At 62.5% G+C, this 26,209-nt stretch carries 28 protein-coding genes and 1 pseudogene; 15 read left to right on the forward strand and 14 right to left on the reverse strand.

Annotated features, from left to right (window positions below):
* Positions 1-79: 79 nt before the first annotated feature.
* The 8 genes from AC3FKH_RS21555 (at position 80) to AC3FKH_RS21590 (ending at position 6,573) form a co-directional block, all read left to right on the forward strand.
* The gene (locus AC3FKH_RS21555; protein WP_488677868.1) at positions 80-598 is read left to right on the forward strand and encodes a hypothetical protein; all 519 of its coding nucleotides are present in this window, start codon (positions 80-82) and stop codon (positions 596-598) included.
* The gene (locus AC3FKH_RS21560) at positions 586-2,910 is read left to right on the forward strand and encodes an SMC family ATPase (RefSeq protein WP_488677870.1); all 2,325 of its coding nucleotides are present in this window, start codon (positions 586-588) and stop codon (positions 2,908-2,910) included. The genes AC3FKH_RS21555 and AC3FKH_RS21560 overlap by 13 nt, the downstream gene beginning before the upstream one ends.
* 79 nt (positions 2,911-2,989) lie before the next feature.
* The gene (locus tag AC3FKH_RS21565) at positions 2,990-3,514 is read left to right on the forward strand and encodes a hypothetical protein (RefSeq protein ID WP_488677872.1); all 525 of its coding nucleotides are present in this window, start codon (positions 2,990-2,992) and stop codon (positions 3,512-3,514) included.
* A 173-nt stretch (positions 3,515-3,687) separates the two neighbouring features.
* Complete coding sequence (locus tag AC3FKH_RS21570; RefSeq protein ID WP_488677873.1) at positions 3,688-3,918, forward strand: hypothetical protein; 231 nt, start codon at positions 3,688-3,690, stop codon at positions 3,916-3,918.
* Positions 3,919-3,985: 67 nt separating this feature from the next.
* Positions 3,986-4,180, forward strand: a complete 195-nt coding sequence (locus tag AC3FKH_RS21575; RefSeq protein ID WP_488677874.1) for a hypothetical protein — start codon at positions 3,986-3,988, stop codon at positions 4,178-4,180.
* A 72-nt stretch (positions 4,181-4,252) separates the two neighbouring features.
* On the forward strand, positions 4,253-4,516 hold the full coding sequence (locus tag AC3FKH_RS21580) for a hypothetical protein (protein ID WP_488677875.1): 264 nt from the start codon (positions 4,253-4,255) through the stop codon (positions 4,514-4,516).
* A 14-nt stretch (positions 4,517-4,530) separates the two neighbouring features.
* Positions 4,531-4,731, forward strand: coding sequence for a cell division protein ZapA (locus AC3FKH_RS21585; protein WP_488677876.1), 201 nt, complete (start codon positions 4,531-4,533; stop codon positions 4,729-4,731).
* Positions 4,732-4,803: 72 nt separating this feature from the next.
* Positions 4,804-6,573: an adenine nucleotide alpha hydrolase family protein gene (locus tag AC3FKH_RS21590; protein ID WP_488677877.1), complete on the forward strand. Its 1,770-nt coding sequence runs from the start codon at positions 4,804-4,806 to the stop codon at positions 6,571-6,573.
* A 79-nt stretch (positions 6,574-6,652) separates the two neighbouring features.
* On the opposite strand, the gene AC3FKH_RS21595 is transcribed toward AC3FKH_RS21590, so the two are convergent.
* From AC3FKH_RS21595 to AC3FKH_RS21635, 9 genes are all read right to left on the reverse strand, one after another.
* A complete protein-coding gene (locus tag AC3FKH_RS21595; protein ID WP_488677878.1) occupies positions 6,653-7,087 on the reverse strand; it encodes an HU family DNA-binding protein in 435 nt (144 codons plus the stop codon).
* A gap of 127 nt (positions 7,088-7,214) precedes the next feature.
* Entirely contained in the window at positions 7,215-8,126 is a 912-nt protein-coding gene (locus AC3FKH_RS21600) for a tyrosine-type recombinase/integrase (RefSeq protein WP_488677879.1), read from the reverse strand.
* Positions 8,127-8,207: 81 nt separating this feature from the next.
* On the reverse strand, positions 8,208-8,540 hold the full coding sequence (locus tag AC3FKH_RS21605) for a hypothetical protein (protein WP_488677880.1): 333 nt from the start codon (positions 8,538-8,540) through the stop codon (positions 8,208-8,210).
* The gene (locus AC3FKH_RS21610) at positions 8,537-9,298 is read right to left on the reverse strand and encodes a DUF6884 domain-containing protein (RefSeq protein WP_488677881.1); all 762 of its coding nucleotides are present in this window, start codon (positions 9,296-9,298) and stop codon (positions 8,537-8,539) included. Before AC3FKH_RS21610 ends, AC3FKH_RS21605 begins: the two co-directional genes overlap by 4 nt.
* A 279-nt stretch (positions 9,299-9,577) precedes the next feature.
* The gene (locus AC3FKH_RS21615) at positions 9,578-10,018 is read right to left on the reverse strand and encodes a hypothetical protein (protein ID WP_488677882.1); all 441 of its coding nucleotides are present in this window, start codon (positions 10,016-10,018) and stop codon (positions 9,578-9,580) included.
* Between the two features lie 81 nt (positions 10,019-10,099).
* Positions 10,100-10,450 carry a hypothetical protein gene (locus AC3FKH_RS21620; protein ID WP_488677883.1) on the reverse strand — a complete coding sequence of 117 codons (351 nt, stop codon included), beginning with the start codon at positions 10,448-10,450 and terminating at the stop codon, positions 10,100-10,102.
* A 116-nt stretch (positions 10,451-10,566) separates the two neighbouring features.
* Positions 10,567-11,130 carry a hypothetical protein gene (locus tag AC3FKH_RS21625; protein WP_488677884.1) on the reverse strand — a complete coding sequence of 188 codons (564 nt, stop codon included), beginning with the start codon at positions 11,128-11,130 and terminating at the stop codon, positions 10,567-10,569.
* Positions 11,131-11,428: 298 nt separating this feature from the next.
* Positions 11,429-11,839, reverse strand: a complete 411-nt coding sequence (locus tag AC3FKH_RS21630) for an HVO_A0114 family putative DNA-binding protein (protein ID WP_488677885.1) — start codon at positions 11,837-11,839, stop codon at positions 11,429-11,431.
* The gene (locus tag AC3FKH_RS21635) at positions 11,836-12,201 is read right to left on the reverse strand and encodes a toxin-antitoxin system TumE family protein (RefSeq protein WP_488677886.1); all 366 of its coding nucleotides are present in this window, start codon (positions 12,199-12,201) and stop codon (positions 11,836-11,838) included. Before AC3FKH_RS21635 ends, AC3FKH_RS21630 begins: the two co-directional genes overlap by 4 nt.
* Positions 12,202-12,350: 149 nt before the next feature.
* On the opposite strand from AC3FKH_RS21635, the gene AC3FKH_RS21640 reads away from it, so the two are divergent.
* Positions 12,351-12,782 carry a hypothetical protein gene (locus AC3FKH_RS21640; RefSeq protein ID WP_488677887.1) on the forward strand — a complete coding sequence of 144 codons (432 nt, stop codon included), beginning with the start codon at positions 12,351-12,353 and terminating at the stop codon, positions 12,780-12,782.
* A 78-nt stretch (positions 12,783-12,860) separates the two neighbouring features.
* On the opposite strand, the gene AC3FKH_RS21645 is transcribed toward AC3FKH_RS21640, so the two are convergent.
* Positions 12,861-13,457, reverse strand: coding sequence for a hypothetical protein (locus tag AC3FKH_RS21645; protein WP_488677888.1), 597 nt, complete (start codon positions 13,455-13,457; stop codon positions 12,861-12,863).
* Positions 13,458-13,678: 221 nt separating this feature from the next.
* Here AC3FKH_RS21645 and imuA point away from each other — a divergent pair, with 221 nt between their 5' ends.
* The 6 genes and pseudogenes from imuA (at position 13,679) to ligD (ending at position 23,286) form a co-directional block, all read left to right on the forward strand.
* Positions 13,679-14,386: a translesion DNA synthesis-associated protein ImuA gene (imuA, locus tag AC3FKH_RS21650; RefSeq protein ID WP_488677889.1), complete on the forward strand. Its 708-nt coding sequence runs from the start codon at positions 13,679-13,681 to the stop codon at positions 14,384-14,386.
* Complete coding sequence (locus AC3FKH_RS21655; protein WP_488677890.1) at positions 14,310-15,776, forward strand: Y-family DNA polymerase; 1,467 nt, start codon at positions 14,310-14,312, stop codon at positions 15,774-15,776. Before imuA ends, AC3FKH_RS21655 begins: the two co-directional genes overlap by 77 nt.
* Positions 15,777-15,781: 5 nt before the next feature.
* Entirely contained in the window at positions 15,782-18,937 is a 3,156-nt protein-coding gene (locus AC3FKH_RS21660) for an error-prone DNA polymerase (RefSeq protein WP_488677891.1), read from the forward strand.
* Positions 18,938-19,400: 463 nt separating this feature from the next.
* Positions 19,401-19,622, forward strand: coding sequence for a DUF2188 domain-containing protein (locus AC3FKH_RS21665; protein ID WP_488677892.1), 222 nt, complete (start codon positions 19,401-19,403; stop codon positions 19,620-19,622).
* A 109-nt stretch (positions 19,623-19,731) separates the two neighbouring features.
* Entirely contained in the window at positions 19,732-20,634 is a 903-nt protein-coding gene (gene ku / locus AC3FKH_RS21670) for a non-homologous end joining protein Ku (protein WP_488677893.1), read from the forward strand.
* A gap of 165 nt (positions 20,635-20,799) precedes the next feature.
* A pseudogene (gene ligD, locus AC3FKH_RS21675) lies at positions 20,800-23,286 on the forward strand (DNA ligase D).
* A 123-nt stretch (positions 23,287-23,409) separates the two neighbouring features.
* On the opposite strand, the gene AC3FKH_RS21680 reads toward ligD, so the two are convergent.
* From AC3FKH_RS21680 to AC3FKH_RS21695, 4 genes are all read right to left on the reverse strand, one after another.
* Positions 23,410-24,375, reverse strand: coding sequence for an SOS response-associated peptidase family protein (locus AC3FKH_RS21680; protein WP_488677894.1), 966 nt, complete (start codon positions 24,373-24,375; stop codon positions 23,410-23,412).
* Positions 24,375-24,869 (reverse strand): zinc-finger-containing protein, encoded by a 495-nt coding sequence (locus AC3FKH_RS21685; RefSeq protein WP_488677895.1) that lies wholly within the window; start codon positions 24,867-24,869, stop codon positions 24,375-24,377. Before AC3FKH_RS21685 ends, AC3FKH_RS21680 begins: the two co-directional genes overlap by 1 nt.
* Before the next feature lie 380 nt (positions 24,870-25,249).
* Positions 25,250-25,543: a hypothetical protein gene (locus AC3FKH_RS21690; protein ID WP_488677897.1), complete on the reverse strand. Its 294-nt coding sequence runs from the start codon at positions 25,541-25,543 to the stop codon at positions 25,250-25,252.
* A gap of 76 nt (positions 25,544-25,619) precedes the next feature.
* Positions 25,620-25,931 carry an H-NS histone family protein gene (locus AC3FKH_RS21695; RefSeq protein ID WP_488677898.1) on the reverse strand — a complete coding sequence of 104 codons (312 nt, stop codon included), beginning with the start codon at positions 25,929-25,931 and terminating at the stop codon, positions 25,620-25,622.
* Between the last annotated feature and the right edge of the window lie 278 nt (positions 25,932-26,209).

The raw sequence follows: 26,209 nt of genomic DNA on the forward strand, positions 1-26,209 counted from the left end.
TCGACCGTAGTTTCATCCCTTTGACCCCTGACGGGTGCTTCCCGTCCGGGACAGCACTCCGTCTTATCTGGAGTGCATCATGATTTTTTACCCTGCGGGCGCCGACTGGGCCCATACTTTTGAAACCACCATCGCCGCGTCCGACCTGGCCGCGCGCCTGGCGGACGCACACGGCTTTACCCGCAGTACCTTGTTCCAGCCGTTCGGGGCAGGGCGCGGCGCGGTGATTGCCCAGCGCGACCATCTGCTGGTCCTCACGGTGCACGCCGCCGACGGCCAGCACTGGTACGAGGTCACCCCCTCACTCGAAATGCAGAACCTGCTCTGGTCGTTCTCCCATGGCTACGCCAGTCAGTGGAGCGCGCTGGAGTTGAAGGCGCTGTGTGGCTGCACGGCATGGCCCGACTTGATTGCGCTGGCCCGCCAGCAATTCGCGGCCGCTGTGCGCTCCCTGGAGCGTGCGCTGGCCGGGCGGCCCGAGCAGGACGCCCCAGCCGCCGTTCCGGACATGCCGTTCTACGACGGCGACGTGATGGAGCTGCCGTCCGACTACCTGTCGTCCATGACTGGCGCGGAGGTGTCCGAATGCGTCCACTGAAACTCACCCTCTCGGGTTTTCATGGCGTGCGCGATGGCATGCGCCGTGACAGCGTGACGCTGGACCTGACGCACTTGCCCCCCGGGCTGATCGCGCTGGTCGGCCCTAACGGGGCCGGCAAGACGACGCTGATGGACAACCTGCACCCGTACCCGATCATGCCGAGCCATGCCTCGAAAATGACCGCGGACGGCTTCTCCTACTGGGATCACCTCTGTGGCACCCGTGGCGAGAAGGATCTGGAATGGGAGCACGCCGGCAAGCTGTACCGGTCGGCGTTCGCATTCCGGAATCCGGGCAAGAGCCGCAAGGCCGAGTACTACCTGTTTGAGAAGGGCGCCGCGGGCGAATGGGTGCCGCTGCAGTTGCCGGACGGCACGCTGTCGGATGGCAAGGCCGATACCTACAACCGCTGTATCGAAGCGGTGTTGGGGTCGCCCGAAGCGTTCTTCACCAGTGTGTTTTCTGCCCAGAACCGTCGCCCGATCGCCAGCTACCAGGCCAGCGAGATCAAGCGCCTGCTGGCTGAGCTGCTTGGGATCGATCACCTGCGCGACCTGTCGGCGAAGGCCGGCGACGTGGCGAAGGTGCTGGGGCGCAGTCTGGACACCCTCCAGCGCGAGTTGGTGGGGCTGTCCGCCCAGCGTGAGCGGGCCGGGCAGCTTGGCCGGGAGATCGGCAAGACCGACGAGGCATTGACGGTGGCGCGACGCGAGCGCGATGCGGAAACAGCCAACGGCGCAAAGCTCCTGCAGGAGCGCGCGACGCTGGCTGCCAGGCAGAGCGCGAGCGCGGCGACCGAAGCGCGTCTGCGCGAACTCAGGCAACGGGAGACCGAACTGGGGGCACGCCGGCGGCAGTTGGAGTCCGATCACCGGGCAACAGCCATTCGTGCCGCAACGCGGCGCCGGGAGCTTGAGCAGCTGGTGGCCAGCCGCAAGCTGACCCTGGCCGAAGGGCCGGCGATCCTCGCGGCCGCCGAGCAGCGCGATGCCTTGCAGATGGCCATTGGCCGGAAGCAAGGTGAGTTGGGCGCGTTGCAGCAGGCAGTGAGCCAGTTGGAAGCGCAGCGGACGCAGCATGCCGCGCTTTCCACCGAGTTGCAGGGGCTTGAAGCCCGCGGCAAGTCGGCGGCGCAGTTTGCCGGCTCGCTGAAGGCTCAGGCCGATGTGATCGACACGGTGCCATGCCGGGCCGATCCCATGCATAACACCTGCCCGTTGCTGGCGCAGGCGCGCGAAGCCCAAGGCAAGTTGGCCGAACAGGTCATCACGGTGCGGGATTTGCGGGCCAGCTACCAGGCCAAGCAGTTGGCGATGAAGCCGCTGGCCGACGCGCTGGCGGCTCTGCCCGGGCAGCGTACGGCTTTGTCTGCCCTGCAGGCGGAGTTGGCACGTGACCAGCAGGAGTTGCAGCGCCTGACCGCGCTGGCGGCTCGCAAGCCGATGCTGGACGTGGCCCGGGAGGGCCTAGCGCAGGCCGAGCGGGACCTGACGGGGCTTGGTGCGGAAGAGGTTGCTGCCGCGGCGATTTTCGCGCGGGAAGTGGCGGACGCCGACGCGCAGATGTCGACCGTGCAGCGCGAGCTGTCCGGGCTGGCCACCGAAGACGTGACTGGCATGCTGGCCGCGCTGGACCTTCGTATCCGCCAGAGCCGGGAGGCCGTGGTGGCGCTTGATGGGCGAATTGAAGTCCTGATTCGCCAGCAGGCCACCTTGTCGACTGAACTCGAACGGGTCACCGCCATGGTTGCCGGCCTGCCCGCAGTTCAGGGCAAGGCCGATCGGCTCTCTGACGAGATCGCGCAGTGGAAGCTGCTCGCCAAGGGATTGGGCAACGACGGCGTCATCGCGTTGTCCATCGATGACGCGGGGCCGGCCCTCACGCGCATCGTCAACGACCTGCTGCTCGCTTGCTACGGACCGCGATTCACAATCGCGATTCAGACGCAGACGACGCTGGCCAATGGCGAGAAGCGTGAAGGGTTCGAGATCGCCGTCAACGACGGGGAGAACGATTCCACGAAGGACTTCTCGGTGATGTCAGGCGGACAGAAGATCTGGATCAACGAGTGCCTGACCCGCGGGATAGCGCTCTACCGGGCGCAGGACACCGGGCAGGCCTTCCAGACGCTGTTCACCGACGAAGCCGATGGCCCGTTGGACCCCGAGCGCAAGCGAGCCTTCATGCGAATGAAGCGCGAGGTGCTGCGCCAGAGCGGGTACGAGCGGGAGTTTTTTATCACTCATACGCCAGACCTGGTCGACGAAGCCGATGCGGTCATTGATGTGGCGGCCATGGCTGCCCAGTAGTTCCTAACAACCCTTTGTATCCATGCCCGTTGTCCCGAAAGGGACACGGGCATTTTTCTTTTTGAACAAGGAGATTTTGATGAGAAGCAACATCGACATGGTGGCAACTCCGCAATCTATCGAGCTGACCGCAGAGCAAGACGGTGCGATCGCTCGTGCGATCGAGTTGGGCAAGCAGCAGATACAGCAGGAAATCGCCACCGGCCGGATTCCGCCGACGGTGACGGACTTCGCCAGGCTGCACGACTTCGTGGATGCCAATGAATTCGGCGGACTTTGCGAGGACGATGGCGAGTGGAACCGCCTGTTCCCGCGCACCAGCTCCGCGGAGGGTGATGTCTTTTGCGAGGCGGCCAACCGCGTGCAGGACGCGTTGAGCCAGTGGTTATCCACCAGTGCGGAACGGAATGCACTGTTGGTCGAGAAGCTGGTCGAAGATGCATTGAACGCCGGGTGCCTGGCCGTGCAGGATGGCCTCAAGGTGAGCGCTGGCGACGTGGCGGGGGTGTTCTTCTCCGGTTCACAGAAGGAAGCATTCCAAGCGCTGTTTGCGCGCTACGTGCTCTGCGAGATTTCGTGGATGGCTGAAGACGAAGGGGATTGACCTCCCCGGATGGGGCTGCGAGCGGTATCACTCGGCTCATGCCTGCGGTAGAATCGTTTCACTTCTCGCGTCTCTGACGCATCGACCTTGCTGGATCTCCAGCACAGCTTGTTTCTTTTCCCATAGGGGCCTTGTCCCTATGGGCAAGGCTTCGTCATCACAGGAGCCTTGCCATGCAAATTCAATCTCGCACGTCCGGAGCAGCGGTTCTCGCAATCGTTGCGGTGCTGTTCCTCGCGCTTTACCTCGTCATTACCGCACCCGGTGATGATCTTCCCCGATCGCAACTGCTTGGCTGCGGCTTGGCGATTGCCTTAATCGGCATCCTCTGGCTCTCGGCACGCGTGCGCAGTCTGCGCAAGACCCGGAGCCTCATGAAGCTGGTCCGCGCCGGCTGGCTTTAAGCCGGCCCATCTCGTTCATCGCCCTCTTCGGAGGGCATTTTTTTGCCTATTACCTGGAGTAGCGCAAATGGGGCTAATGGTGGTGATCGCCATCGAGGAGGCATCCTTCGATGGCATGGAAGCGCCTGCGCAAGCTGCGGGGCTCTTGCGTGTGCTGGCTGACGAGGTCGTGGCACGCATTCCGAGGCTCGAGCCAGGTCAATCCGTGCGGCTTGACCCGCGCTCCGGCGTGTGTGCCGTGGCGACATTCACGGCAGCTTGATGCTGCTTCTCTCTTAAATTGCCTGCAGGCGCTGGCCTGCAAGCTTCAAGAACCTCAACGATGAAAAAGATCATGATTCCGGCCGATAAGGCCGCCAAGCTGTTGCCCCGTGGCAAGAAGGTGCACACCTTCTTCAAAGTCTTCGGCTGGATGGGTGCGGACGTGGACCGGGAAAAGGTCCTGGCTGCCTTCCAGTCAGCCAAGGAGGTCGAGATCGCGGCCGAAGCTGCATGCTTCGACCATCACCTTGCCGTGGTGATGGACGGCATGCGGACCTACATCGACACCAACCAGACCGCGCTCCGCAAGCTGCATCCGCAGCTTGCTGGTGCGTGACGCGGGAGCGATCGATGGACGTGATCGTCAGCATTTGCCTGAATGCCCCGGCATTCCAAGGCTCTGCCGGCCCCGCAGAGGCCGCCCGCCGGCTTCGCCAGTTGGCCGGGGAGATCGAAGCCAACGTGCCGGATTTCTCGGCGTGCCCGGAAGGGCAACGAATCGCCGGCTCCCGCGAGGACTGCAGCTGCATCGCATACCTCGCAGACCTGTAGCCAATCATTCTTCCTATCCAACCATGGGGGCACGCCCCTGTGGGGGTGCCCTGTCCGAATTGAAGGGGCACCATGCAAGCCATTTCTCTCTTTCCCGTTGGGGCACTCGATCCGATCGAGGACCTGGGGGACCGGGTCATCCTGGCCATCCGCCAACTGCTCGAAGCCGGGCATCCTCTGGTTGTCGCCTACAGCGGCGGCAAGGACAGCAGCATCGTGGCAGCACTTGCGCTGCACGCGGCTGTGCTTCACCGCGCCGCCGGCGGGAACCCGCTGGTGGTAGTCACCACCGGCGATACGCTGGTGGAGTCACCCGAGGTGACGGAACATTACCGCGCCGAGCTGAGCCGCATGCGTGCATTCGGCAAGCGGCACGGTATCAAGGTGCAGACCGGCATCGTCCAACCCGCGATGGCCGCGACTTTTCAGGTGAAGATCCTGTCGGGCCGGGCGCTGCCAAGCTTCCCCGGTACGCACGGTGACTGCAGCACCGACCTGAAAATACTCCCGCAACGTGCCTTCCGGCGCGGACTTTTTCGCTCGCTGTCCCAGCAAGGGCACGCCGAACCCGTCACGCTGCTCGGCACGAGGTACTCGGAAAGCACCCGACGCAACATTGCTATGCGGCAGCGAGGCGAGTCAGCAACGCGGCCCGCGCGCAATCAAGACGGCGACCTGGTGCTCAGCCCGGTCTGCCACTGGCAGGACGACGACATCTGGGAGGGTATCGCGCTCTACGGCAACGGCATGCGCCCCGGCTATTCCGATTTCGAGGACATGCGTCGCATCTACGCGCACGCGGTGGGCACGTCCTGCGCAGTCGTTGCGGACGCGATTCTGTCCGGAGGAGGCGGCTCACGACGCCAAGGGAAATGTGGCGCACGACTGGGATGCCACGTCTGCCAGATGGCCGAAGACAAAAGCCTGGCCAACATGGTCGACTACGACGAGCGCTATGCCTACGCCGCAGGCCTGCAACGCCTGAACCGCTTCATCCGCAACACCCGCTTCGACTGGGGCCGTCGCCACTGGGTGGGTCGAACCATCCGCGGCGGATTCATCAAGGTCCAGCCGGACACCTACCATCCAGCGATGGTGCGGGAACTGGTGCGGTACATGCTGCAATTGGACTACGACGAGCAGTGTCGTGCTGAAAGAGCCGGGGAACGTCCAAAGTTCGAACTCCTGCCGCTGGACATGCTGGTAGCCGTCGACGCGCTCCAGTCGCTGAATGGTCTGGCTCTGCCGTTCGCAGCGTGGGCTGATTGGCGTGATATCCGCACGCGCGGTATCCGGTATGACATCCCGGACGTGCCACCGGTTGCGCAGACCGCCATGCCGCAGGCGCGCTTCCTACATGTCGGGGAGGAGTGGGACGATACCTCTGCCGCCGCGGAGTGGACCGGCCTGCGCGATCCCTACCTCGAGAGCTTCACGGCGGATTCGGCCTGTGGGCCGGAGATCCAGCTCACGGCGAGCGGCCGCGCGATCTGGTCGTTACCGACCGATCAGCAGTTTTCCGTGGACGCGGAAGCTGCGCTGCTGATTTCCGAGTTCGAACTGGACCGCTTGTTGGAGACCCACGATGCCGGCGTGGCGCCTGGCCAGGTCGTCTACGGCTACCGCTGGTACGCGCAGTACGGCTGCCTCACGCTGTCGCACGGACAGCGCGCCGAGCACGACGAGATCGCGCGGCGCACCGCGTACAAGGACCGCCTCGGGCTGACCCTTGAGTATGACGTCGGGGCCTTGCGCGAGCGGGCGCTGCCCTTCGAAGCCTTGCCGCCGGCTGGACAGGCGGCGTGGCAGCAGGTCGCGACGCCGCAGCATTCGCTGTTCTGATGACCGTCAACATGCAGAAAAGCCCCGGAATCGTGAGATTCCGGGGCTTTTCCTTTTGCAGCTGTCGGTCGCGAATCGATTACAGCGCGGCGTCCTTGAGCTTCTTCAGGGGACGCACCTTCACCTTCACGCTGGCCGGCTTGGCGGCAAACCACTGGTCTTGGCCGGTAAACGGGTTCTTGCCGAAGCGCTTCTTCGTGGCAGGCACCTGGATGGCCTGCACTTTGAACAGGCCCGGCAGGGTGAATTCGCCGGCGCCCTTCTTGTGAATGGCGCTGACGATGGTGTTCTCCAGATGGGCGAGCACCGTCTGAACGGTCTTCTTTTCCAGCTGGGTCTGCTCGATCAGGTGAGTCAGCAGGCTGGACTTGTTGAAGGTGTCCTTGATCGGCTTGGCGACCGGGGCAGCAGCGGCTGCCTTCTTAGCCGGGGCGGCAGCCTTCTTGGCCGGAGCGGCTTTCTTCGCTGCGGTCTTCGTTGCAGTCTTTGCTACGGGTTTTGCTTTCGTGGCCATAGTCGTAGGTCTGGATGGAAATGCGCGCCTGCGAGCCGGATTTGACTTGCAGCGCACCGGCGAAGCATAGCAAAGCGGGGCGCCTGTGCAAGGCCGGGATATCACCGGGCAATCGAATGGTGCGCGGCTACAACGACTTGTCGGCCGGGATCGTGGCTGCGATGCGGTCGCATGTGCGGTGGCTGGACAGGCCCAGCAACTGGCTGACGTCCTCGCGCGAGCGCCCGGCCAGTAGCTTCCGCCGCGCGAAGGTGTTGCGCAGCGTGCGCGGGCTCATCTCCGCGTCCGCCCCGCCAATCGCTTCGAGCACCGCGGACACGATGCGGCCGAAGCTCATGTCTGTGATGGGGCGTCCGTCCGAGGTGAGCGTGAATAGTCGATCGCCCTCGACGGGCAACGTCGTGCGCCGCGCCAGCCACGCGCGTAGTACTGGCACGGCGAAGTCGGGCAGGTGCACCGTGCGGGCGCCTCGCGGCCCGTGTGCCGGCACGAAGAGGTAAGCGGGGAGCGCGTCCGGGACCAGGTCCACGATGCGCGCGGTACGTGCTTCCGCGGCGGTGATGCCGGTCGCCAGAAAGGTGGCGACAATGGCGTGGCTGCGCAGTTGTGCCAGATCCTCGGCGGGGGACTGCAGATAGGTCTGCAGCCGCGCATCGGCGTCGGCGTCGAGATACTGCGGTGTGGGTTCGATGTCTGGCCACCCCTCGGCGGCGAGAAGAGCGGCAGCCGGGTTGTCCCGGCGTACGCCGGCGAAGACCAGGTGCCGGCATAGCCGGTCCAGCAGTTTGACATACCGCATGCGCGTGGCTTGGGAATAGGAGCGGGCCCCCGTGCTCAGCCAGAACGCCTCGATATCGTCGGCGCCAAACGCGACGATGGACGTTCCCCTCGCCATCAAATGCCGGCGGAAATGCTCGAACATGGCCTGGTGCTGGACGATCGAACGCGCTGAGAACGGGCGGCGATCCGCGCCGGCCGCCTCACGCGCTTGCCAGTCTCTGTAAGCCAGAGTGGGATTCGTGAGCCAGAGGGTATCCATAGCCGCTGTTATATACTGAATTTGCCTCTCCCCACACCCCTGCCGCCTCGTTGAGGCGGATATAGCCTGCAGGGGAGGGGGTCAAAAGCGCGGGCGGCCATGGCGATTTCGACGAGCAGACAGCCGCGCACGGGTTCGAGCGTAGCGGGGATAGGCCGCGTCCAGCATGTCGGCAATTTCCTGCAAGCGGTATTCCTGCGAGTAGCAACACGCCAGCAAGCATTCCGCAGCGCAGTAACGCAGAATTTCCTGGAGCAGGGCGTAGTGCTTCTCGTCCGGAAAACTCAAATTGCCGGCCTTGGCCCAGGCCCGGTAGCCGGCGTAGGTCAGTGCCAGCAGCGCCTGAGGCGTATCGGGACTGGCTTCGCACAGGTCTTTCGCCTCGCCGAACAGCGCAGGATAGAAGTCTCTCAAGACGCCTCCATGGGATGGAGATCCGCGACGCTGACCCAGCGAGGGCCGGTTCTCGTGCGGCCGCGGACCAGCTCCTCGACCTCGACATCAGCAGTTGGCCCGCTCGGACCCTCGAAGACCGTCAGCACACGCGCCGTGAGGGCAGGGCGACCGGGCACGGCACGGTACCGCAGAATGGTCATGGCGCCGGCCTCGATCCAGTCATAGCGGCGATAGACCGGTGTACCGTTGGCATGCTGGCCAATCTGGTCGCTGAAAGCCGGTGCAAGCCCATCGAGGAAGGCGCCGAGCTGGGAGCGCTGCAGGCCGATCCCGCCGGTCGTTTCCCGCATGGTCGGCATCTCCTGATACCGGCGGGCCAGGGCCGCGCGCATGACGCGCCGGTATTCCTTACCGCCAGCCAGCATCACCTTGCCAACGCGGGCTGGCCACGCCGTCGCACGCAGATAGGTTGGCAGGTCGGCGAGTATCTGGTCGGCGCGCTCCGGCGTCATCCGTTCGTCGTAAGGGGCAATTTCGGTGTGGGGGCTGAGAAAGCCATGCCGAGCGGAGAGGATCAGGACAGTCGGTGCGGCGTTGTCGCGCACGTGGGCGCGGTACGACTCATACATGACGCCGCGGTAGAGATCGATCGCAGGTGCCGGCCGGTCGAGCTTCGTGCCGGAGCAGGCGAGGAGCAAGAGGGCTGGCGCACTGGAGCGATTCGCACGGTCGGGCGCCGTTGGAAAAAGCGGGAGTTGCGTAGGGTTCGAAAGCATGGGCGTTTCTTCGCGTGGATGCTTTCACCCTACCAGTCTTCCAGCTAAGTCAAGGCTGGCTCGCCGCATTGGCCCGATACTGACCTCGCACCGCGCGGTCAGTGTCACCCACGTAGCGAACGTGTCGGCGGGTGCGGCAACCCAACTGTAGGAAACAGGAATTAGCCGGACTACGAGCGCTTTTGCGGGACCGGGAACCGGAATTAGCTTGACGACTAACCTCGCCCGGCAGTCCGCACTTTTGGCACTGCCAAACGCATGTCCATCGTATTCGCGTGATTAGCCCTCGCGCTTCGCACCTGCGAACCCGGAAAGCACCCATCCGACGGGCCAGAGCACAGCGAAGCCGGCAAGCCCCGCCCCTACAGCGAGAATCACCAGAAACCATTCTCGTTTTCGGGTCGTGGGCTCCCTGCCTTTGAAGTGCTCCTGCAAGACATCGGCCGGCGTCGCGCGGCCGTCGCCGTACAAATAGCGGCTGAAATGGTCGTCCGGCGCAAACTGTTGGCGCGGGTGGATTGCCTCAAACTCTTTGACTCCGGCCGCTATGGTTTTGCCTGCCACCCGCTCGTATAGCGCGATTTTCTCGGCATCGGTGGCGGGTCGCTCTTCGCCGACAAATGCATAACCTGCGCCTATCAGCAAGGCAACCGCCAACCACAGCCAGCCAGCCCACTTGAAAACTAGAGACAGTCGCCTTAGTCCTTCGCCAGCATTCATTTGGAATTCCCTTCACTTGTCGGGGCACGAGGTTAGCACGGCATTGCGGCATCGCCTAAGCCCCTGATCTGCTGCGTCGACCTAAATATTGATCTCACATTTCGCCGAGGGTGGCACGCGCGTGGCCAGCGTATTGGTCACGCCAAAGCCCGGATACACGCGGGCGGCCGCATGCACGAATTGAGCGAGTGCCTCGTCTTCTGAAGACGCGGCAAATACCCCGTGGAATAGCTTTGGGACACCCGTTCCATCTGCGGGTGGCTGGAGAATGCCGGACACCATGAACTGGGTCGGCTGGGTTGCTTGCCACCCAATCACATAAGCACGCTGAAATGCATAGGTCGGCGAGGGGGCGATACAGAACAGCGCAGTGGCAACCGCGAGAAAAGCTGATCTCATCATTTTCGAAGCGAGAGGGTCCTCGGACAGCATATCGGCAAGATTCGTATGTCAATGAATCTTACCTGGGGCCCTGTTCAGTCCGATGGAAGTTGGTGCGCCTCAACAAGGGGGCTCCGTCTGGCCCCGCCCCGATGGGGCGGCGTGCTTCAATCAATCCCGGCTGAGCGCATCTTTTCTCGCCTCCGGGCGCGCCGCCTCCGCTGTTCCACGCGCTGCGCCGCCCAGTCCGCGAAGATTGCCGCCAGCTCTGGCGAGGTTTGCCACTCCCACGCAATCGTCCGCTTGACCTCCCCAATCCACGTCACTAGCTCGCCCAACTGCTCGCGCGCCTGCGCCTCCAGCCCGGCCAGCTCGTGGGTTGTTACCGGGCTCTTGTCGGCTGCCGTGCGGCCGGCCGTGGCAAACGCGGCGTGCGCCGCGCGCCCGTCGATGCCGCGCCCCAGGAGACGCTGGGTGCAGTGCAGCGCTACCGTGGGCGTGATATCCAGGTCGGCGCCCGCAAGATGGCCGAAGACCAGGCGCCGCTTGGCACGTTTGATGGCCGCCGCGACCGCCGCTCCGCACCGCGTGCTGGCCAGAAACTCCAGCTGGCGGACCGTTTCGGGATCCGGCAGGACGGGCCGCCCGTCACTGGCGCGCCCGATGCGCTGCAGTTCCAGCAGGCGGGAGGCATAAGCCGCGCGGATTTCGGCCTCGCATTCGTTGGTCATGGGGTGACTCGAATATTGCCTGGGTGCTGCACCGGTTTGGCTAACACACATATGTGTTAGCCAAGCCGGGACCGTAAAGCAACCTGCCTTGCGTCGGCGCCGATCTGGTTGCACGGAGCGCCTTGGCCTAGAGTGGCGTCTATGTGCCGTATTAATCACATAATGTGCCTTATGTTAAATCTACGGCGCATCCCATGCACGAGGCGTTTTTCGCCTGTGTGGGCCACGGCAAGCTCAAATTTTCTGTCATGGGAAAGCCGTCTTCTCTCAGGCGCAATACCAGCGTCGCGCCGTTCGGCTATGCCGGCAGCAGGTCGCCGGACGACGACGGCATGCTGCGACCCAGGGTGACATCAAAATCCAGATCGAGCTCCACGCCGTCATAGTCCACCCGCGGCGCCAAGCGGCGGCGCGGTCCTGGCTCGAGTCGCACCAGCTTGTAGCGTTCCATGGTGCGTAGCGTACGCGACAGGTTCGAAATCGCGCGCCCGGTTTTCTCAGCCAACTCGTCGAGCGACTCAGGGTGCGTCTGGCTGATGAGCGTCAGGAGTTCGCGGTTGGCGGGCGACAGCACTTTGGCCAGCACTTCGAGCGATTGGAACCAGACCTTGGGCTCGTCCGGACCGGGCCTATATTGGCCCCGCGCGATGGCGATCGTACGCGCCTTGTAGTCCTCAAGTGAGGCGATGCCGATTTTCAATCTGCTCATGATCCGCTACTCCTTTGCTGGAGGATCTTGTCGACTTCCACCCAAAAATCCGCGACAAGCGTGCCCGCATCCTGGTAGTCGTAAAACCGCACGCGCTCGCCGGCGTGTTTGTGGTCGTACTCAATTCGCGTGCGTGCCCCAGGGCCGTTGCCCTCGAAGATGGAATGGGCATTATCAAAGCCAAGCAAGCGCAGGCCAGCCGCGTCATGCAAGGTCAGCGAATATCGGATGCCATGCGGTCGCTCAGGTGCCACCGCACAGGTCTTCGCTTCGAACTTGACCCAACATGCCCCGTCGGCGTCAACGGTGAAACTCTCGCCATCCAGCGCGAGCAGATTGTCCAGGCTCGGGTCACGTGTCATATCTTATCAGACTGAGATAACAAAGAGCGAGGGATGGCAGCTCGGAATTGCTTTGGCGTGCGCGCCGCAGTTCGCAAGCGCTGCGTGCGTGACATGCGCTCGATGTCATCATGTTATTGTTGCATCACTCACAAGGAGCTGCGCCACAAATGCGTTGCATCGTACTCATCGCCGTCCTCGCCCTCACAGCAAACGCGCAGGCGGCCAAGTGCCGCAACCGCGGGGAAATCTTGTACACCCAAGATCAGTACTGTCCGGCCGGATACACGGACATCACCTCCGGATCGGGCGGATCGGTGTCCACAATAGAAAAGTCAGCGATCGTGCGGCAGCAAGAACAACAATTTCTGGCTCAGCGAGCCGCTGATGGCCGTCAATACCAGGTGCAGATGGCACAGCAACAGCAACAGGAATATGCAGCTGCCAATCACCAGCGCAGCGTTTGCCAGTCGCTCGATGCGCAGCTTCGCTCTACCGAAATCGCCATGCGCCAAATCAACGCGTGGCAAGAGATGGACCGCCTTAAACAAAACCACAGGGCGATTCGCGATCAGCAATTTCAACTCGGTTGCCATCGCTGACTAAGCCAAAGGCTGGCTTGCATTGAAGGAGGATGCAGGAGGGTCTGCACGCGGGCGTCTGTGAGGCTCGCCACTCGGCTATGTCTTCGGCTCGCCCACGATGGCATAACGTACCTGCTCCATCTGATCCTCACTTACTGCTATCGTGCGGACGATGGCACGCGACCAGACGCCATCGTCCTCACAGGTGATTGCAACGCGGTGATGCCATGTCCGTGCCCTCCTCACCCGCGTCAATAACTCGCACATATCGTCAAACGACACTGGATTTCCGTTACCCGATACGACTTTATGGGCGCCCTTCTTCACGGCGACCAGTTCGGCGCGCAGCGTGTCGCGCTCATCCGAAGTCCTTATACACTCGGCAGAAGCCAGGGCAAGCTGCTTTTGAAGCCTCTGGTTCTCGGCAAGCGCCTTGTCCAACGTGGACTTGGTAGCGTCCAGTTCTGCGCGCAATTTAGCCACGTTGTCTTCGCGCTTCGCCACGTCCTGCAGAGCCTCAGGATCGCCCACTGCGCGAACCATCGCTCGCACACGTTCAGCACGGCGGCGCGCGCGGTAAGCGGCCTGACGTTCGGCATTCGTCATGGCGTCAGCCTTGCGCGGACGACCGCGGCCACGCTTGACCTCGCCCATCTCCAACTCGCCAGCCCACTTATCCGTTACGTCACGCATATTCGCCCTCCGTGGGGAGAGGCTTATTATTCGTTACTCATAACGAATAATCAATATTCGTTCGCAGAAACTCCGCGAATTTCCGGAGGTCGTTTTCGCTTTCAAGCGTGAAAGTAGATCTGGCTTCGGCATCGGGTGAGCCTTACAGGCTTTCTCGGATGAGGCGTCTCGCCTAGATGACAACTGTACAAATATACAGTACTCTGGTGACAGGACACGCCATGCTCACCGTCGCCCCTGAAACCATCCATCCGTCACTTTGGGTTGCTGCCCAGCTTGCCCGGGGCAACGCGCGCACCGTCTCGACCGGCTCCGCCGCACTGGATAAGGAACTGCCGGGCGGGGGGTGGCCAGTCGGCAGCCAGACGGAGCTATTGCTGCAGCAACCCGGCATTGGCGAACTCCGACTGCTCCGCCCCGCATTTGTGGCTCGCTCCGCGCGTCCGATCGCGCTCCTGGCTCCCCCGCATGCCCCACAAGCCCTATCGTTGGCGAACTGGGGAATTCCGCCGGAGCGATTACTTTGGATTGATGCGCAGCGGACTGCCGATGTCTTGTGGGCGGCCGAGCAAACCTTGCGGGCCGGCACTTGCGGTGTTTTGGTCCTCTGGCAATCCCACCTTCGAAATGATGCGCTACGACGCCTGCAACTGGCGGCGCAGACTTCGGACACGCTCTTCTTCGTGGTGCGCCCCGTAGCGTGCGCGCGGGATGCCTCGCCGTCACCGTTGCGCCTGGCCCTCGAGCCGGCCGCCGGCGGCGTGACCGTCAACTTTGTGAAGCGTCGCGGGCCGCAGCAAGAGACCCCTCTGCTCGTTGCGCTGGAACCCTCCCCTATTCTGTTGTACCGCCATGCTGCGCCTGTGGATCTGCCTACGCCTGCCGTCGCTCCCCCTCGAAGTCTTCCGGCCGAGCTGGTCCACCACTGAACTGGCCGTTGCCGTCCTCGACAAGGAACGGGTCCATCTTGCTACGCCCCTGGCACTGGCCGCAGGCGTCAAGCTGGGCATGCGCCGCGGCGGCGTGCAAACCATCGCGCCGGCCACTATCCTGTTCGACCGCGATGGCGCCAAGGAAGACGACGCACTGGCAAGAATCACCATGGCGACGCTGCAGTTCTCGCCGAATGTGGCCGCAGCAGAAGAAGCCGCGATCCTGATCGACGTTAGCACCACGCTGAGGCTCTTCGGTGGGCCGCGCAAGCTCCGCCGACGGATCATCGATACGGTCGAGGCGATGGGCTTCAGCGCGATGGTCGGCAGCGCCCCGACGGCGCAAGGCGCGTGGCTGCTGGCGCGCTGGGGTGGTGGTACCGCTTTGACCATGGCATCGTTGCAACGCCGGCTGGCCCACCTGCCGATTCTTACCCTACCCGCAGCGCGTAAGTTTGCCGACTGGTTCGATGGGCTCGGCTGCCGCACGTTGGAGGATCTGCGCCGCCTGCCTCGCGCCGGTCTGCAGCGTCGCTGTGGCGCCGACTTCCTGGATGCATTGGATCGCGCCTACGGGGAGGCGCCGGAAATCTTCGAGTGGGCCGAAGCGCCGCCAGCATTCGATGCGGCGGTGGACCTGCCTGACCGCATCGAGAATGCTGAACAGACACTGGCGTATGTCCGCGGCCTGCTAGTGCAGATGGTCGGCTGGCTGACTGCCCGGCATCTCGCCATCAAGCGATTCCGAGTGGAACTGCGCCATGAGCGCGGCCGCGCGGCCATCCCCCCGACGACCATAGAGATCGCGCTCGCGGAGCCCAACTGGCATGAGGAACATCTAGTCCGTATCCTCAAGGTGCGGCTCGCCCTCGTTGCCGTTGAAGCGCCAATGATCGCCGTGGCCGTGTCTGCGATCGACACGGAGCCGGTGGCGCCGCCCACGGATTCCCTCTTTCCGGAACCTGGCGGGACACCCGCCGATCACGCTCGGCTGCTTGAGCTGCTCAGCGCTCGCCTCGGCGCCGACAAGGTTTGCCAGCCCTGCATGCGGGCAGATTACCGCCCCGAGGTCGCCAACGACTGGCAGCCGGCTACGGAAAAGCCAGCCCGCATCTCCTTGCCCCCAGCCCTACCGCGGCCGACCTGGCTCCTGGGCCAGCCGGTTCCGCTCATCGAGCGGGACCACCGGCCGTTCTACGGCTCGCCGCTGCATATCGTCTCGCCACCCGAGCGCATCGAAGCCGGCTGGTGGGGTGGGCAACTGGTCACGCGCGACTACTTCGTCGCGGAAGGCAAGGACCACACCTGCTACTGGATTTTCCAGGAACGTATGGGTAGCCGCGAAGGGGATGAATCTCGGTGGTACCTACACGGCCTCTTCGGGTAACCACCATGAGTGAGATCCTCGCAGCAGGCCTGCCCGACTATGCGGAACTGCATTGCCTGTCCAACTTCTCCTTTCTCACGGGGGCATCCCGCCCTGAAGAGCTGGCCGAGCGCGCGGCACAGCTGGGCTACCACGCGCTCGCGATCACGGACGAATGCTCGCTGGCCGGGATTGTGCGCGCGCACACCGAGGCGAAGAAGGCAGGCATGCGCCTGGTCGTGGGGGCGTCGTTTCGCTTGCAGAATGCCGATGGCTCCCCTGCCCTGTCCTTTCTGGCCCTTGTCAGAAACCGGGAAGGCTATGGCAATCTATGCGAGCTCATTACGCTGGCCCGCATGCGCGCCGCCAAAGGCTCGTATGTCCTGACCCCACGCGACCTTGCGGCACCGGAGGCGCCCTACCAGCACCTCAAGGGGTTGCCCGATTGCCTGGTCGTCTTCACGCCGGATTACGGCGTGCCAGCCGACAAGCTCGACACGCAAGCGTCATGGGTAAGCACCACTTTCGCGGGTCGGGCCTGGATGGGCCTGAACCTGCTGTACCGCCCGATGGACGAAATTCACCGCGGGACGGTCGAGGCGGCCGCCGCGCGCCACCATCTGCGCCTCGTGGCCACCGGCTGCGTCACCATGCACGTGCGCTCGCGCAAGCCAATGCACGACGTGCTGACGGCGATCCGAGTAGGCCGTCCTGTTCCAGAGTGCGGCTACGACCTGGCACCCAATGCCGAGCAGCACCTGCGTTCGCGCCTGCGTCTGGCGAACATCTACCCGCACCGCTACCTCACCGAATCCATCCACATCGCCAACCTCTGCCAGTTTTCGTTGGACGAGTTGCGGTATGAATACCCCGACGAAGTGGTGCCGGACGGCACCGCACCCGCGGACTATCTGCGCGCCGAGACTTACGCCGGTGCGCACCGCCGCTTCCCCGCCGGCATCCCTCTGGTCGTGCAACAGCAGCTCGAGCACGAACTGGCGCTCGTCCGGGACATGGACTATGAGCGGTACTTCCTGACCGTCTATGACATTGTCCGCTTCGCACGCTCCAACGGTATCCTATGCCAGGGCCGTGGTTCGGCGGCCAATTCCGCGGTCTGCTACTGCCTGGGCATCACGGAAGTGGACCCCGCGCGCGGCAACCTCCTGTTCGAGCGGTTCATTTCCAAGGAGCGCGGCGAGCCCCCCGACATTGACGTCGACTTCGAGCACCAGCGACGCGAAGAGGTCATCCAGTACCTTTACCGCAAGTACGGGCGAGATCGGGCAGCGCTCGCGGCCGCGGTGACGACTTACCGTCCGCGCAGCGCCTTGCGCGATACCGGCAAAGCTCTCGGCGTGGACCCGGCCATCGTGGACCTCGTGGCCAAGTCGCATCACTGGTTCGATGGCAAGGCGGACCTGCTCAAGCGCTTCGCGGAAAGCGGCGTCGACGCCGAAGCCGAGCTTTCCCAACGATGGGCGAACATGGCCGTCGCGTTGCTCGGTTTTCCGCGCCACCTGTCCCAGCACACAGGCGGATTCGTACTCGCGCGCGACAAGCTGTCACGACTCGTGCCCATTGAGAATGCCGCGATGGTGGACCGCAGCGTGATCCAGTGGGACAAGGATGATCTGGACGCCTTGGGTCTCCTCAAGGTGGACGTGCTGGCGCTCGGCATGTTGTCCGCCGTGCGACGCGCACTGGACCTCGTCGCCGACCAGCGCGGCGAAGCCTTCGAGCTGCAGGACATTCCCGCGGAAGACCCGGCGACCTACGACATGATCTGCCAGGCCGATACCGTGGGGGTGTTCCAGATCGAATCGCGCGCCCAGATGTCGATGCTGCCACGCCTGAAGCCGCGAACGTTCTACGATCTGGTCATCGAGGTCGCCATCGTCCGGCCGGGACCCGTCCAGGGTGGCATGGTGCACCCCTACCTGCGCCGACGGCAGGGCTTCGAGCCCGTCACCTACCCCAGTGCCGCGATGGAAAAGGCGCTGTCGCGCACGCTGGGCGTGCCGATCTTCCAGGAGCAGGTGATGCAGGTGGCCATGCTGGCCGCCGGCTTTTCGGCCGGCGAGGCCGACCAGTTGCGGCGCGCCATGGCTGCGTGGAAGCGCAAGGGAGGTATCGATAAATACTATGATCGGATCGTCTCGGGCATGCTCGAGCGCGGCTACGACCGCGAGTTCGCCGAAAGCATCTTCCGCCAGATCCAGGGATTCGGCGAATACGGATTCCCCGAGAGCCACGCGGCCAGCTTCGCCCTGCTCGTCTACGCCAGCGCCTGGCTGAAATGCCATGAGCCCGAGGCCTTCCTTTGCGCGATGCTGAACAGCCAGCCCATGGGCTTCTACACGCCCTCGCAGCTGGTGCAGGATGCGAAGCGCCACGGCGTCATCGTGCTGCCCGCTGATGTGTCGGTAAGTGGCTGGGATTCCGCGCTCGAACATTCTCTCGGTGACGGCGCGCGGCCTGCCGTGCGACTCGGCCTGTCCCTGCTGCGCGGCATGCGGCGAGAGGCAGCACACCGCATCGAGGAGGCCCACGCGATTCGGCCGTTCGCCAGCACTGCGGAGCTGGCCCGGCGAGCGGGGCTCGATCGGAACGACCTGCAAGCGCTCGCCGCAGGCAATGCCCTGGCAGCGATGACCGGCGGGCGCCGGCAGGCCCTTTGGCTGGCCGCTGCGGCGGTGCCCGACAAGGACATGCTGCGGGCCGCCGAACTCGTCGAAGAGCCGGCGGAACTGGCGCAGGCGACCGAGGGCGAGGAGATCGTCGGGGACTACCGGGCGATGGGTCTGACGCTTCGGCGCCACCCGCTCGCCTTGCTGCGCCCAATACTGACCGAGCGGCGTTTTGTGCCAGCCTCGGAGCTTGCGCAATACCAGCCGCGGCAGACCGCCCGTGCGGCCGGCATTGTGACGGTGCGGCAGCGCCCGAGCACCTCAAATGGCGTCATCTTTATGACATTGGAGGATGAGACCGGCGTTGTGAACGTGATCGTGTGGCCTGGCGTCTTCGAACGCTTTCGCAAAGAGGTCCTCACCGCGAGGATGGCCGGCATCTATGGACAGTGGCAATGCGAAGGCGAAGTCCGCCATCTGATCGCGCAGCGCATCGTGGATCTGTCTCCGATGCTTGGTCGCCTTGACACCGCCAGCCGCAATTTCTGCTGACGCACCCACCGTATCACGTTTTTTCTAGTAGCTAGCCAACACCACGTGCGCAGGCCGCGAGTCGACTCTTGTCTACGACCAACGAACTCGTAATAGACACCCACCATCGTTTATTCGCCCGCGCCCCAAGTTTTCTCAACGGAAACATCGAGACAACGAACAGGCATGCCACTCTGAACAGATGGCACGCTTCAGGTAAGCGTTGCAGTTTTGGCGTGGAGACCTTAGACAAAGCAGGTGGCCACCTGACGAACGGCCGAGGAGAGTACCAGCCAAGCGCGTTGAGCTGCTCGTCCCCTTTTGCCACGTGCCGAATACCGCATGTTCGGGCCATCGTGGCCGGAAGCGACGGCGGAATTGTTATGACAACGGGGCCGTACAACTCGTTTGTAGGACACCAACTGATAGTTCAGCCACTGAGCGGACAGCAGACTAAGCCTATACCAGTTCGCAGGAGGTCATCATGGCCACCGCAAACATTCATGTCGTCCCCGCCGATGACGGCTGGGCCGTCGAAGCCGCCGGCGGCGGCGAGCGTTCCCTGTATCCCACCCAGGAAGCTGCCATTTCCGCCGGGACAGAACGCGCCAAGCGAAAAAAGGTTGAGTTGCTCATCCATGGTCGGGATGGCCAGATACGAGAGCGCAACTCTTTTGGTCATGACCCTCGAGACGTCAAGGGTTAGAACAAGCTCGCGATTCTCGAAGTGCTTTCTGGCTGAGGCCTTATCGGCGCCGGCCAGTCCTCTAGCAAACCGCTTACAGGCCGGTATCCACCCGGATCAGGAGTGCCAGATGGCCGCGCGCTCTATCGCCTCGTTGTCGATCAGTTTTGGGCTCGTGTCCATACCAGTCAAGGTCTTTTCCGCTACGGAAAGCAAGGCGGCAATCAGCTTTAACCTTCTCCATAAGGGCTGCGGCTCACGCCTTAGACAGCAGTACATCTGCCAGCGGGAAGGCGTTGTCGTTGACCGTGCCGACATGGTGAAGGGTTATGAGTTCGAGAAAGACAGGTATGTCATCTTCGAGCCGAGCGAACTCAAGGCGCTTGAGGAGGCGACCCAGCAAACCATCGATATCATCGCGTTCATGCCGCTAGCCGCCATCGATCCAATCTACTATGAGAAGGCTTATTACCTGGGTCCCGACAAACGCGGCGGAAAGCCATACAGTCTGCTGGTCGAAGCCCTGCGCGCCTCGGGAAAATGCGCCCTCGCGAAGTGGGCTTGGAGGGGTAAGCAATACATGGTCCAGATACGTGTCGGCGACGACGGTCTTGTTTTGCAGCAGCTTCTGTACGCTGATGAGGTCCGCTCCATGGCGGAACTGCATATCGAACCCGTCAATGTTTCAAAGGCCGAACTGTCGTTGGCGGAGCAACTGATCGAACAAGGGACGGTGGATGGGTACGACCCGGCGGAGTACACCGACGAGGAGAAGCAGCGAATCCTGGCGCAGATTGACAAGAAGATTGCTGGTCAAGCGATCACGATTGCTCCGGAAACAGGCGGCGCGGCAACCGGCGCCGAAGTCATCGACCTGATGGAGGCCCTGCGCATGAGCATTGGCGTACCCAAAGGGGCCGCTGCGGGCAAATCGTCCGTCAAGGAAGCGAAGCCACCGGTGAGACGCGGTTCGAAGCGTGCCAATACTGAGGCGGCAGTAACACCGGCCAAAAAGACGCGGAAGCAAGCCTGATGGACTTGTACACCCTCTGCGACGGTCCAGAGATCACTGGCGTCCCGCGCAGCGCGATGGGTCTCATTGCAGCTGGCATCGTGACGAGCGCAGGCGGAAATCATGACGAGTCGCCTTGCACTCCGCCAGGTATCACCGGCAATCAATCCCAAAGTCCATCGTGCCATGACATCCCGGAAAGGGTCTCTTGAGCGTTACAACGCCAAGCGAAATTTCGCGATCACGCCTGAGCCATCGGGACGTGCCAAGTGAAAGCACGACGCTCCCCCGAAGCTCTCTTTCGTCATTCAGAAACACTGGGCGCGACGACTGCACTATGATTTCCGGCTCGAGCTCGATGGCGTCCTGCTGAGCTGGGCCGTGCCAAAGGGACCCAGTTACGATCCCAATGAAAAGCGCATCGCCGTCCATACGGAGGATCATCCGCTCGACTACGCCAGCTTTGAGGGTGAGATTCCGGCTAAACAGTATGGGGCCGGCTCCGTGATCGTCTGGGACCGTGGGACCTGGGAGCCTGTCGGCGATCCGCGTGAGGGGATGGCAGCGGGCAAGCTGCTGTTCGACCTTTACGGCGAGAAGCTAGCGGGCCGTTGGGAGCTGTTGCGTATCGCCAAATCAGGTGACAAGTCGGAACAGTGGATTCTGTTCAAGAAGCGAGACGCCTGGGCACGATCCCTTGCCGAGTTCGACGTGTTGGCAGCCTTTCCGGACAGCGTCATAGCGAAACCGCTGGGTGCGGTGACCCAGCCGTCGTTGACCACGTCTCACACAGATTCCTCTGAGACGATCGAGGATGGTCCGCTTGCGCCTTTACCGGTAAAGCTGGCCCCGCAACTGGCCACATTGTCGCCCACACTCCCCGATGGCTCGGGCTGGATCATCGAAACCAAGTTCGACGGCTATCGCATGCTGGCAAGAATTGAAGATGCCAAGGTGACCCTCTTCACTCGGAATGGTCATGACTGGACGAGTAAGCTGAAGTCCCTCGCCACCGAGCTCGAAAAGCTGGACATTTCGGAAGGCTGGCTCGATGGTGAGATCGTCGTGTTGCGCGATGGCGTGCCCGATTTCAATGCACTGCAGAATGCCATTGACCGGCATCGCAACGACGCGATCGTCTTCTTCGCATTCGATCTTCCTTTCTGGGAAGGTCGGGACTTACGCAATGTTCCGTTGCTGCAGAGGCGGGCAAAGCTGGAAGGCCTTGTGGCGAGTCATTCCGAGCGCGTGCGCTTCAGCGAGGCCTTCGATGCGCCACCGGCACAGATTTTCCAGGCTGCGTGCAAACTAGGCTTGGAAGGCTTGATGTTCAAGCGGGCAGACGCCGCTTATGTTTCGGCGGGATCCCAGACCTGGCTCAAGGCCAAATGCAAGCTGCGGCAGGAGTTTGTGATTGGCGGCTTTTCCGACCGCACAGGGGCTACCGCTGAAGTCGGCAAGCTCTATCTTGGCGTGTATGAGCAGGGAGAACTTCGCTATGCCGGCGGGGTCGGTACCGGCTGGGACAGTGCGACCGCCGCGGAACTGAAGAAGCGCTTGCCCGCCATCGAGATCGAGCAAAGCCCCTTTTCCACGGAGGCGCGTTCCAGCCGTCGATGGGGCGGAAGTCGGGAAGCCACGAAGCGGTGGGTAAGGCCGACGCTCGTTGCAGAGGTTGAGTTTTCCGAGTGGACACCCGAGGGACATGTGCGCCATGCCTCCTTCAAAGGCCTGCGCGTCGACCATCCCGCCAAGTCGATCCGGCGGGAGGCGGTCCAAACGTCTGTGACGCCCCACGGCGTCAGCGCCATCAAGGTCACCAACCCCGATCGTGTCATCGACAAGTCTGAAGGCATCACAAAGGTCGAACTGGTCCGCTACTACGAGAGCGTGGCAGAACTCATGCTTCCCCACCTTCAGGATAGGCCGCTATCCCTGGTGCGCGCACCCGACGGGATCGACGCCACGAGGTTTTTCCAAAAGCATGCAGAAACAGCAATGCCAGGCCTGACCGAACAGCCCGCTTCCCTCTGGCCAGGCCATGCGGCGCTGCTCACAGCCGATTCGCCTGAAGCGATTGTCGCGGCTGCCCAAATGAATGTGGTCGAGTTCCACACCTGGAATTCCACCGTTGGCAGCATTAACCGTCCCGACCGCGTCATCTTTGACCTGGATCCCGGGGAAGGTGTGAGGTGGGAAACCATGCTCGAAGCAGCTGTCCTGGTGCGCACGCTGCTGGATGAACTTGGCCTGCAATCATGGCTCAAGACCAGTGGCGGGAAGGGTCTTCATGTCGTCGTGCCATTAGCACCACGTCGATCTTACGATGAGGTGAAAGCGTTTTCCCGCGCAGCCGTCCAACATCTTGCCGCCACGTTGCCACAACGCTTCACTTCCCGCTCGGGGGCGGCCAATCGCAAAGGGCGAATCTTCGTCGACTACTTACGTAACGGCTTCTCGCAGACGACTGCAGCCGCTTTTTCCGCTCGCGCAAGACCCGGGCTTGGCGTCTCCATGCCCGTTGCATGGGACGAGCTTTTCAAGTTGAAAAGCGGCGACCAGTGGACCATTCGGGATGCCCGCGAGCACCTCAGTTTCCAGCTGGTTGACCCATGGGACGGGTACTGGACGACTAAGCAGGTACTAACGGGTGCCATCAAACGGATAAAGTAACCGATCATAAATATGCACCAATGCGCACTTCGATAGCGCCTAATTTCGTTGAAGTGATGCATTCCCCGCGCTGAAGCAGTTTGAATCCGGCCAAGTATCGTGGGCCATGGGAGGCCACCGTAGTCACGCGGCCAGTCGATGCTCGTAATAGGGCCTGCTGCGTTCTTCCAGAATGGCATCGAGTGCCGGCAGGTTCTTCGGATCTGGGTGCAACCACGCGTCGACGTTCTCGCGGCGGATCGGCACGATGCAACGGTCGTGACCGGCTGCGCTCACTTCTGGTGGTGGCTCATCGGTGATTGCGGCGAACGAGTAGAGGTCAGCTTCGCCCTCCTCCCCCTTTGTCAAGGACCACAGGCATGCTACCAGCATGTCCTGCTGCGGCTCCGGGCGGAATTCCAGCACCACGTTCTCCTCGACCTCGCCCGGCGCGAGCTCACGATGCTCCAGCCGGTGGCGAGCGACGTTTTCGTAGAAGGCATTGACGATCACGATGCCGTGCTTGTAGCCATAAAGCTGGCGCCAGGCCTTCTTGAGACTGTCGCGGCGCGCATTGTAGGTGCCGGGCTTCTGTCGTTCCATCGCCGCAGTCCAGCCAGGCAGTCGGCACTGATAGCGCATCGGAATGACGGTGAGCTGGCCATCCTCAACGACGAGCACGGGCGCGTAGTAACCCGGAAATATCCGCGAATCGCGAGGGAGTAATTCGGTGCGCTGCAGATCAGCCAGGTTGCGCTGCGCCCTTGCAATCTTGTCCGTGGCGATGCGCTGGTCGTTCTCCGCCTTCTTCGTCCGCTTGGTGGCCAGCGTGCGCTCGGCAGCCGTCAGACGCGTCTTCTGCTGGAACAGCTCTGCCTCAAAGAGGCCGGCCTGCTCTCGCTCGGCCGAGGCGATCAGGTCCGCAATGACACGCTCCCCGTCGTTGGTCGGCGCCTCGAATGCCGCTAGCATGGCCTTGGGCAGCTTCGACCAGCCGCCATCGCGTCGCTTTTCCCAGAAAAGATCCACAAAGCGCTCCAGGCTGATGTGTGCACCGAACTCTCGCACGTACCTGCGATAGCTGGCCTGGATTTGGGCGGAATAGCACATCAGTTCTCTCCTGACGCAGGATCCTTCTTACGACTCGCTGACGACGCCTGATCGCTCAATCGCTGGCGTGCCCCCTGAAAGTCGGCTACGTAACGGATCGCCTGTTCGCACTGTTCATGGCTCAATGCATGAATACTTGGTGTCGACAAATTGAAACTAAGCTCGCTCGCCAGCCACTTGATCGCCTTGCCGCGCGCCTCGAATGGGTTCACGCCATGACGGCGCATCTTTGCGGCTACCAGGGGCTCTAGCGCATCATGCAAGCGCTTCTTCGCGTCGCGCAGTTCTGCATTCGCAAGTCGACCGAGCGGTGTGTGCTGACGGCTGCGAGGACGGACGCCGATCCAGGCCTCGCATGGCACACAGATCCAAACCGGTCCGTGATCCTCAAGGTAGGGATACGCGGAGTCGCCCGCCTGGGCAAGCCGGGCAACGTTGCCGCAATATTCGCAGACGTGCTGTACTGGTGCAGGTATGGGGCGTCCAACGCGCATTGCTGCCGTTTGATGAAAGAAGGGCTGGGACCAATAGTACCGACATTCGCACCCGGATTCATCCGGCCGACCAAGGGGGACGGACGACAGGAAACGGCGCCGGTGCTGGCGAACATGCGTACTGGCCTAAAGCCGCCGTGCTGAGAGTAGTTTCGCAGCCAGTTGGTTCCATGCTGCACCGCCTCACCAGCTTTCTGCGAAAGCGGGGCTTCGCGACTGAACTGTAGTCGACCAGTTGACCATTCGGCGTTGCGAGAGCCCCGGCCCGTCGTACGCAGAAACAGGTACGCTGACGCTGGCAGGGAGGGCTTCTGGCACGGGTTCCGAAATTGGAAGAGGCCAAGGATGGATGTCCTGGTCGCTACCAAAGCAAAAAGTGACTAGATCGACTGTTTTTGGATGATTTCAACCTGCTCGTCGATAATGGCCAAGAGTTCGGCTACAGAGCCAGAGAAACGCTGTCGTACCTTCTCTCGTCTTTGGCGCTCGCTGGCCGAACGTACAAGCTCGTAGCTACCACCTTCTTGCGAAAGACGGATGACTCGCAGTTCCTTGCTGGGCGGAACCCGCAGCCAATAAGAATACCCATTCCTAATCCCCTTCTCTGTGCGTTCGCGAGGAATCAGGTATGGCCGAGCAAGCATGATTTCGGCGTGAATCGCTTCAAAGGACATGGTACTGCTCTCAAAAAACAAAGCCCCTGCCTTGCGGACAGGGGCGAACTCTATTCCGGGGAGCAGAAGTCAAGGTTTAGGCTTCTTCTGCAATCAGGAACCTCTTGGGGTTCCTACCGAGCCAAGCCGGTTGACGACCACGGCCGGACCAGGTCCTGCCGGTCTTGGGGTCGCGGTACTTTGGAGGCAGTTCCGACTTCGGCTTGCTTGCACTGTTAACCGCGGGACGGCCGCGACGGCGCTTGGCGATATCTTCGACCGCCAAGCCATACTCCGCCATCAGGGTCCGAATCTTCTCGATCACGCCTGCTACCTCATTCGCGCGGACCTCTGCCAGTTTGGCTTCGAGGGCCTGCTTCTGGGACATGAGTTCCTTATAGGATGCCATGTGAGTTTCCTTTCTAGTCGAGGTCTGAGAGAAGAGAGTTTAAAGCCAATCCGAGCTTACATCTACAACTGGTTGCATCTTCACATTATAGGTGCACAATTCAATCCGAAACCATCGATGTATGCCAACTGAATTCAGCGAAAATACGGCTAGGAGCAGTAAGAGAACGACCGATAGAAGGTCCATGGTTACTGCGCTGGAGTTCTCGGATCATCAAAGGGTCCGCCATTACGGAAGGCAGAGGGAGCGCTCGCCAGTCCGAGGGCAAGGACTTCACG

The organism is Cupriavidus sp. 21MJTG02-4 (assembly GCF_057798975.1).

Excerpts from the sequence above, each read along its gene's own strand:
- AC3FKH_RS21565 (WP_488677872.1), top strand. The coding sequence starts at position 2,990 with ATGAGAAGCAACATCGACATGGTGGCAACTCCGCAATCTATCGAGCTG.
- AC3FKH_RS21680 (WP_488677894.1), bottom strand. The coding sequence starts at position 24,375 with ATGTGCTATTCCGCCCAAATCCAGGCCAGCTATCGCAGGTACGTGCGA.
- AC3FKH_RS21695 (WP_488677898.1), bottom strand. The coding sequence starts at position 25,931 with ATGGCATCCTATAAGGAACTCATGTCCCAGAAGCAGGCCCTCGAAGCC.
- AC3FKH_RS21555 (WP_488677868.1), top strand. The coding sequence starts at position 80 with ATGATTTTTTACCCTGCGGGCGCCGACTGGGCCCATACTTTTGAAACC.
- AC3FKH_RS21625 (WP_488677884.1), bottom strand. The coding sequence starts at position 11,130 with ATGACCAACGAATGCGAGGCCGAAATCCGCGCGGCTTATGCCTCCCGC.
- AC3FKH_RS21580 (WP_488677875.1), top strand. The coding sequence starts at position 4,253 with ATGATTCCGGCCGATAAGGCCGCCAAGCTGTTGCCCCGTGGCAAGAAG.
- AC3FKH_RS21590 (WP_488677877.1), top strand. The coding sequence starts at position 4,804 with ATGCAAGCCATTTCTCTCTTTCCCGTTGGGGCACTCGATCCGATCGAG.
- AC3FKH_RS21560 (WP_488677870.1), top strand. The coding sequence starts at position 586 with ATGCGTCCACTGAAACTCACCCTCTCGGGTTTTCATGGCGTGCGCGAT.
- AC3FKH_RS21690 (WP_488677897.1), bottom strand. The coding sequence starts at position 25,543 with ATGTCCTTTGAAGCGATTCACGCCGAAATCATGCTTGCTCGGCCATAC.
- imuA (WP_488677889.1), top strand. The coding sequence starts at position 13,679 with ATGCTCACCGTCGCCCCTGAAACCATCCATCCGTCACTTTGGGTTGCT.
- AC3FKH_RS21645 (WP_488677888.1), bottom strand. The coding sequence starts at position 13,457 with ATGCGTGACGTAACGGATAAGTGGGCTGGCGAGTTGGAGATGGGCGAG.
- AC3FKH_RS21610 (WP_488677881.1), bottom strand. The coding sequence starts at position 9,298 with ATGCTTTCGAACCCTACGCAACTCCCGCTTTTTCCAACGGCGCCCGAC.
- ku (WP_488677893.1), top strand. The coding sequence starts at position 19,732 with ATGGCCGCGCGCTCTATCGCCTCGTTGTCGATCAGTTTTGGGCTCGTG.
- AC3FKH_RS21585 (WP_488677876.1), top strand. The coding sequence starts at position 4,531 with ATGGACGTGATCGTCAGCATTTGCCTGAATGCCCCGGCATTCCAAGGC.
- AC3FKH_RS21570 (WP_488677873.1), top strand. The coding sequence starts at position 3,688 with ATGCAAATTCAATCTCGCACGTCCGGAGCAGCGGTTCTCGCAATCGTT.
- AC3FKH_RS21640 (WP_488677887.1), top strand. The coding sequence starts at position 12,351 with ATGCGTTGCATCGTACTCATCGCCGTCCTCGCCCTCACAGCAAACGCG.
- AC3FKH_RS21615 (WP_488677882.1), bottom strand. The coding sequence starts at position 10,018 with ATGAATGCTGGCGAAGGACTAAGGCGACTGTCTCTAGTTTTCAAGTGG.
- AC3FKH_RS21655 (WP_488677890.1), top strand. The coding sequence starts at position 14,310 with ATGCTGCGCCTGTGGATCTGCCTACGCCTGCCGTCGCTCCCCCTCGAA.
- AC3FKH_RS21630 (WP_488677885.1), bottom strand. The coding sequence starts at position 11,839 with ATGAGCAGATTGAAAATCGGCATCGCCTCACTTGAGGACTACAAGGCG.
- AC3FKH_RS21685 (WP_488677895.1), bottom strand. The coding sequence starts at position 24,869 with ATGCGCGTTGGACGCCCCATACCTGCACCAGTACAGCACGTCTGCGAA.
- AC3FKH_RS21575 (WP_488677874.1), top strand. The coding sequence starts at position 3,986 with ATGGGGCTAATGGTGGTGATCGCCATCGAGGAGGCATCCTTCGATGGC.
- AC3FKH_RS21665 (WP_488677892.1), top strand. The coding sequence starts at position 19,401 with ATGGCCACCGCAAACATTCATGTCGTCCCCGCCGATGACGGCTGGGCC.
- AC3FKH_RS21600 (WP_488677879.1), bottom strand. The coding sequence starts at position 8,126 with ATGGATACCCTCTGGCTCACGAATCCCACTCTGGCTTACAGAGACTGG.
- AC3FKH_RS21660 (WP_488677891.1), top strand. The coding sequence starts at position 15,782 with ATGAGTGAGATCCTCGCAGCAGGCCTGCCCGACTATGCGGAACTGCAT.
- AC3FKH_RS21595 (WP_488677878.1), bottom strand. The coding sequence starts at position 7,087 with ATGGCCACGAAAGCAAAACCCGTAGCAAAGACTGCAACGAAGACCGCA.
- AC3FKH_RS21620 (WP_488677883.1), bottom strand. The coding sequence starts at position 10,450 with ATGCTGTCCGAGGACCCTCTCGCTTCGAAAATGATGAGATCAGCTTTT.
- AC3FKH_RS21635 (WP_488677886.1), bottom strand. The coding sequence starts at position 12,201 with ATGACACGTGACCCGAGCCTGGACAATCTGCTCGCGCTGGATGGCGAG.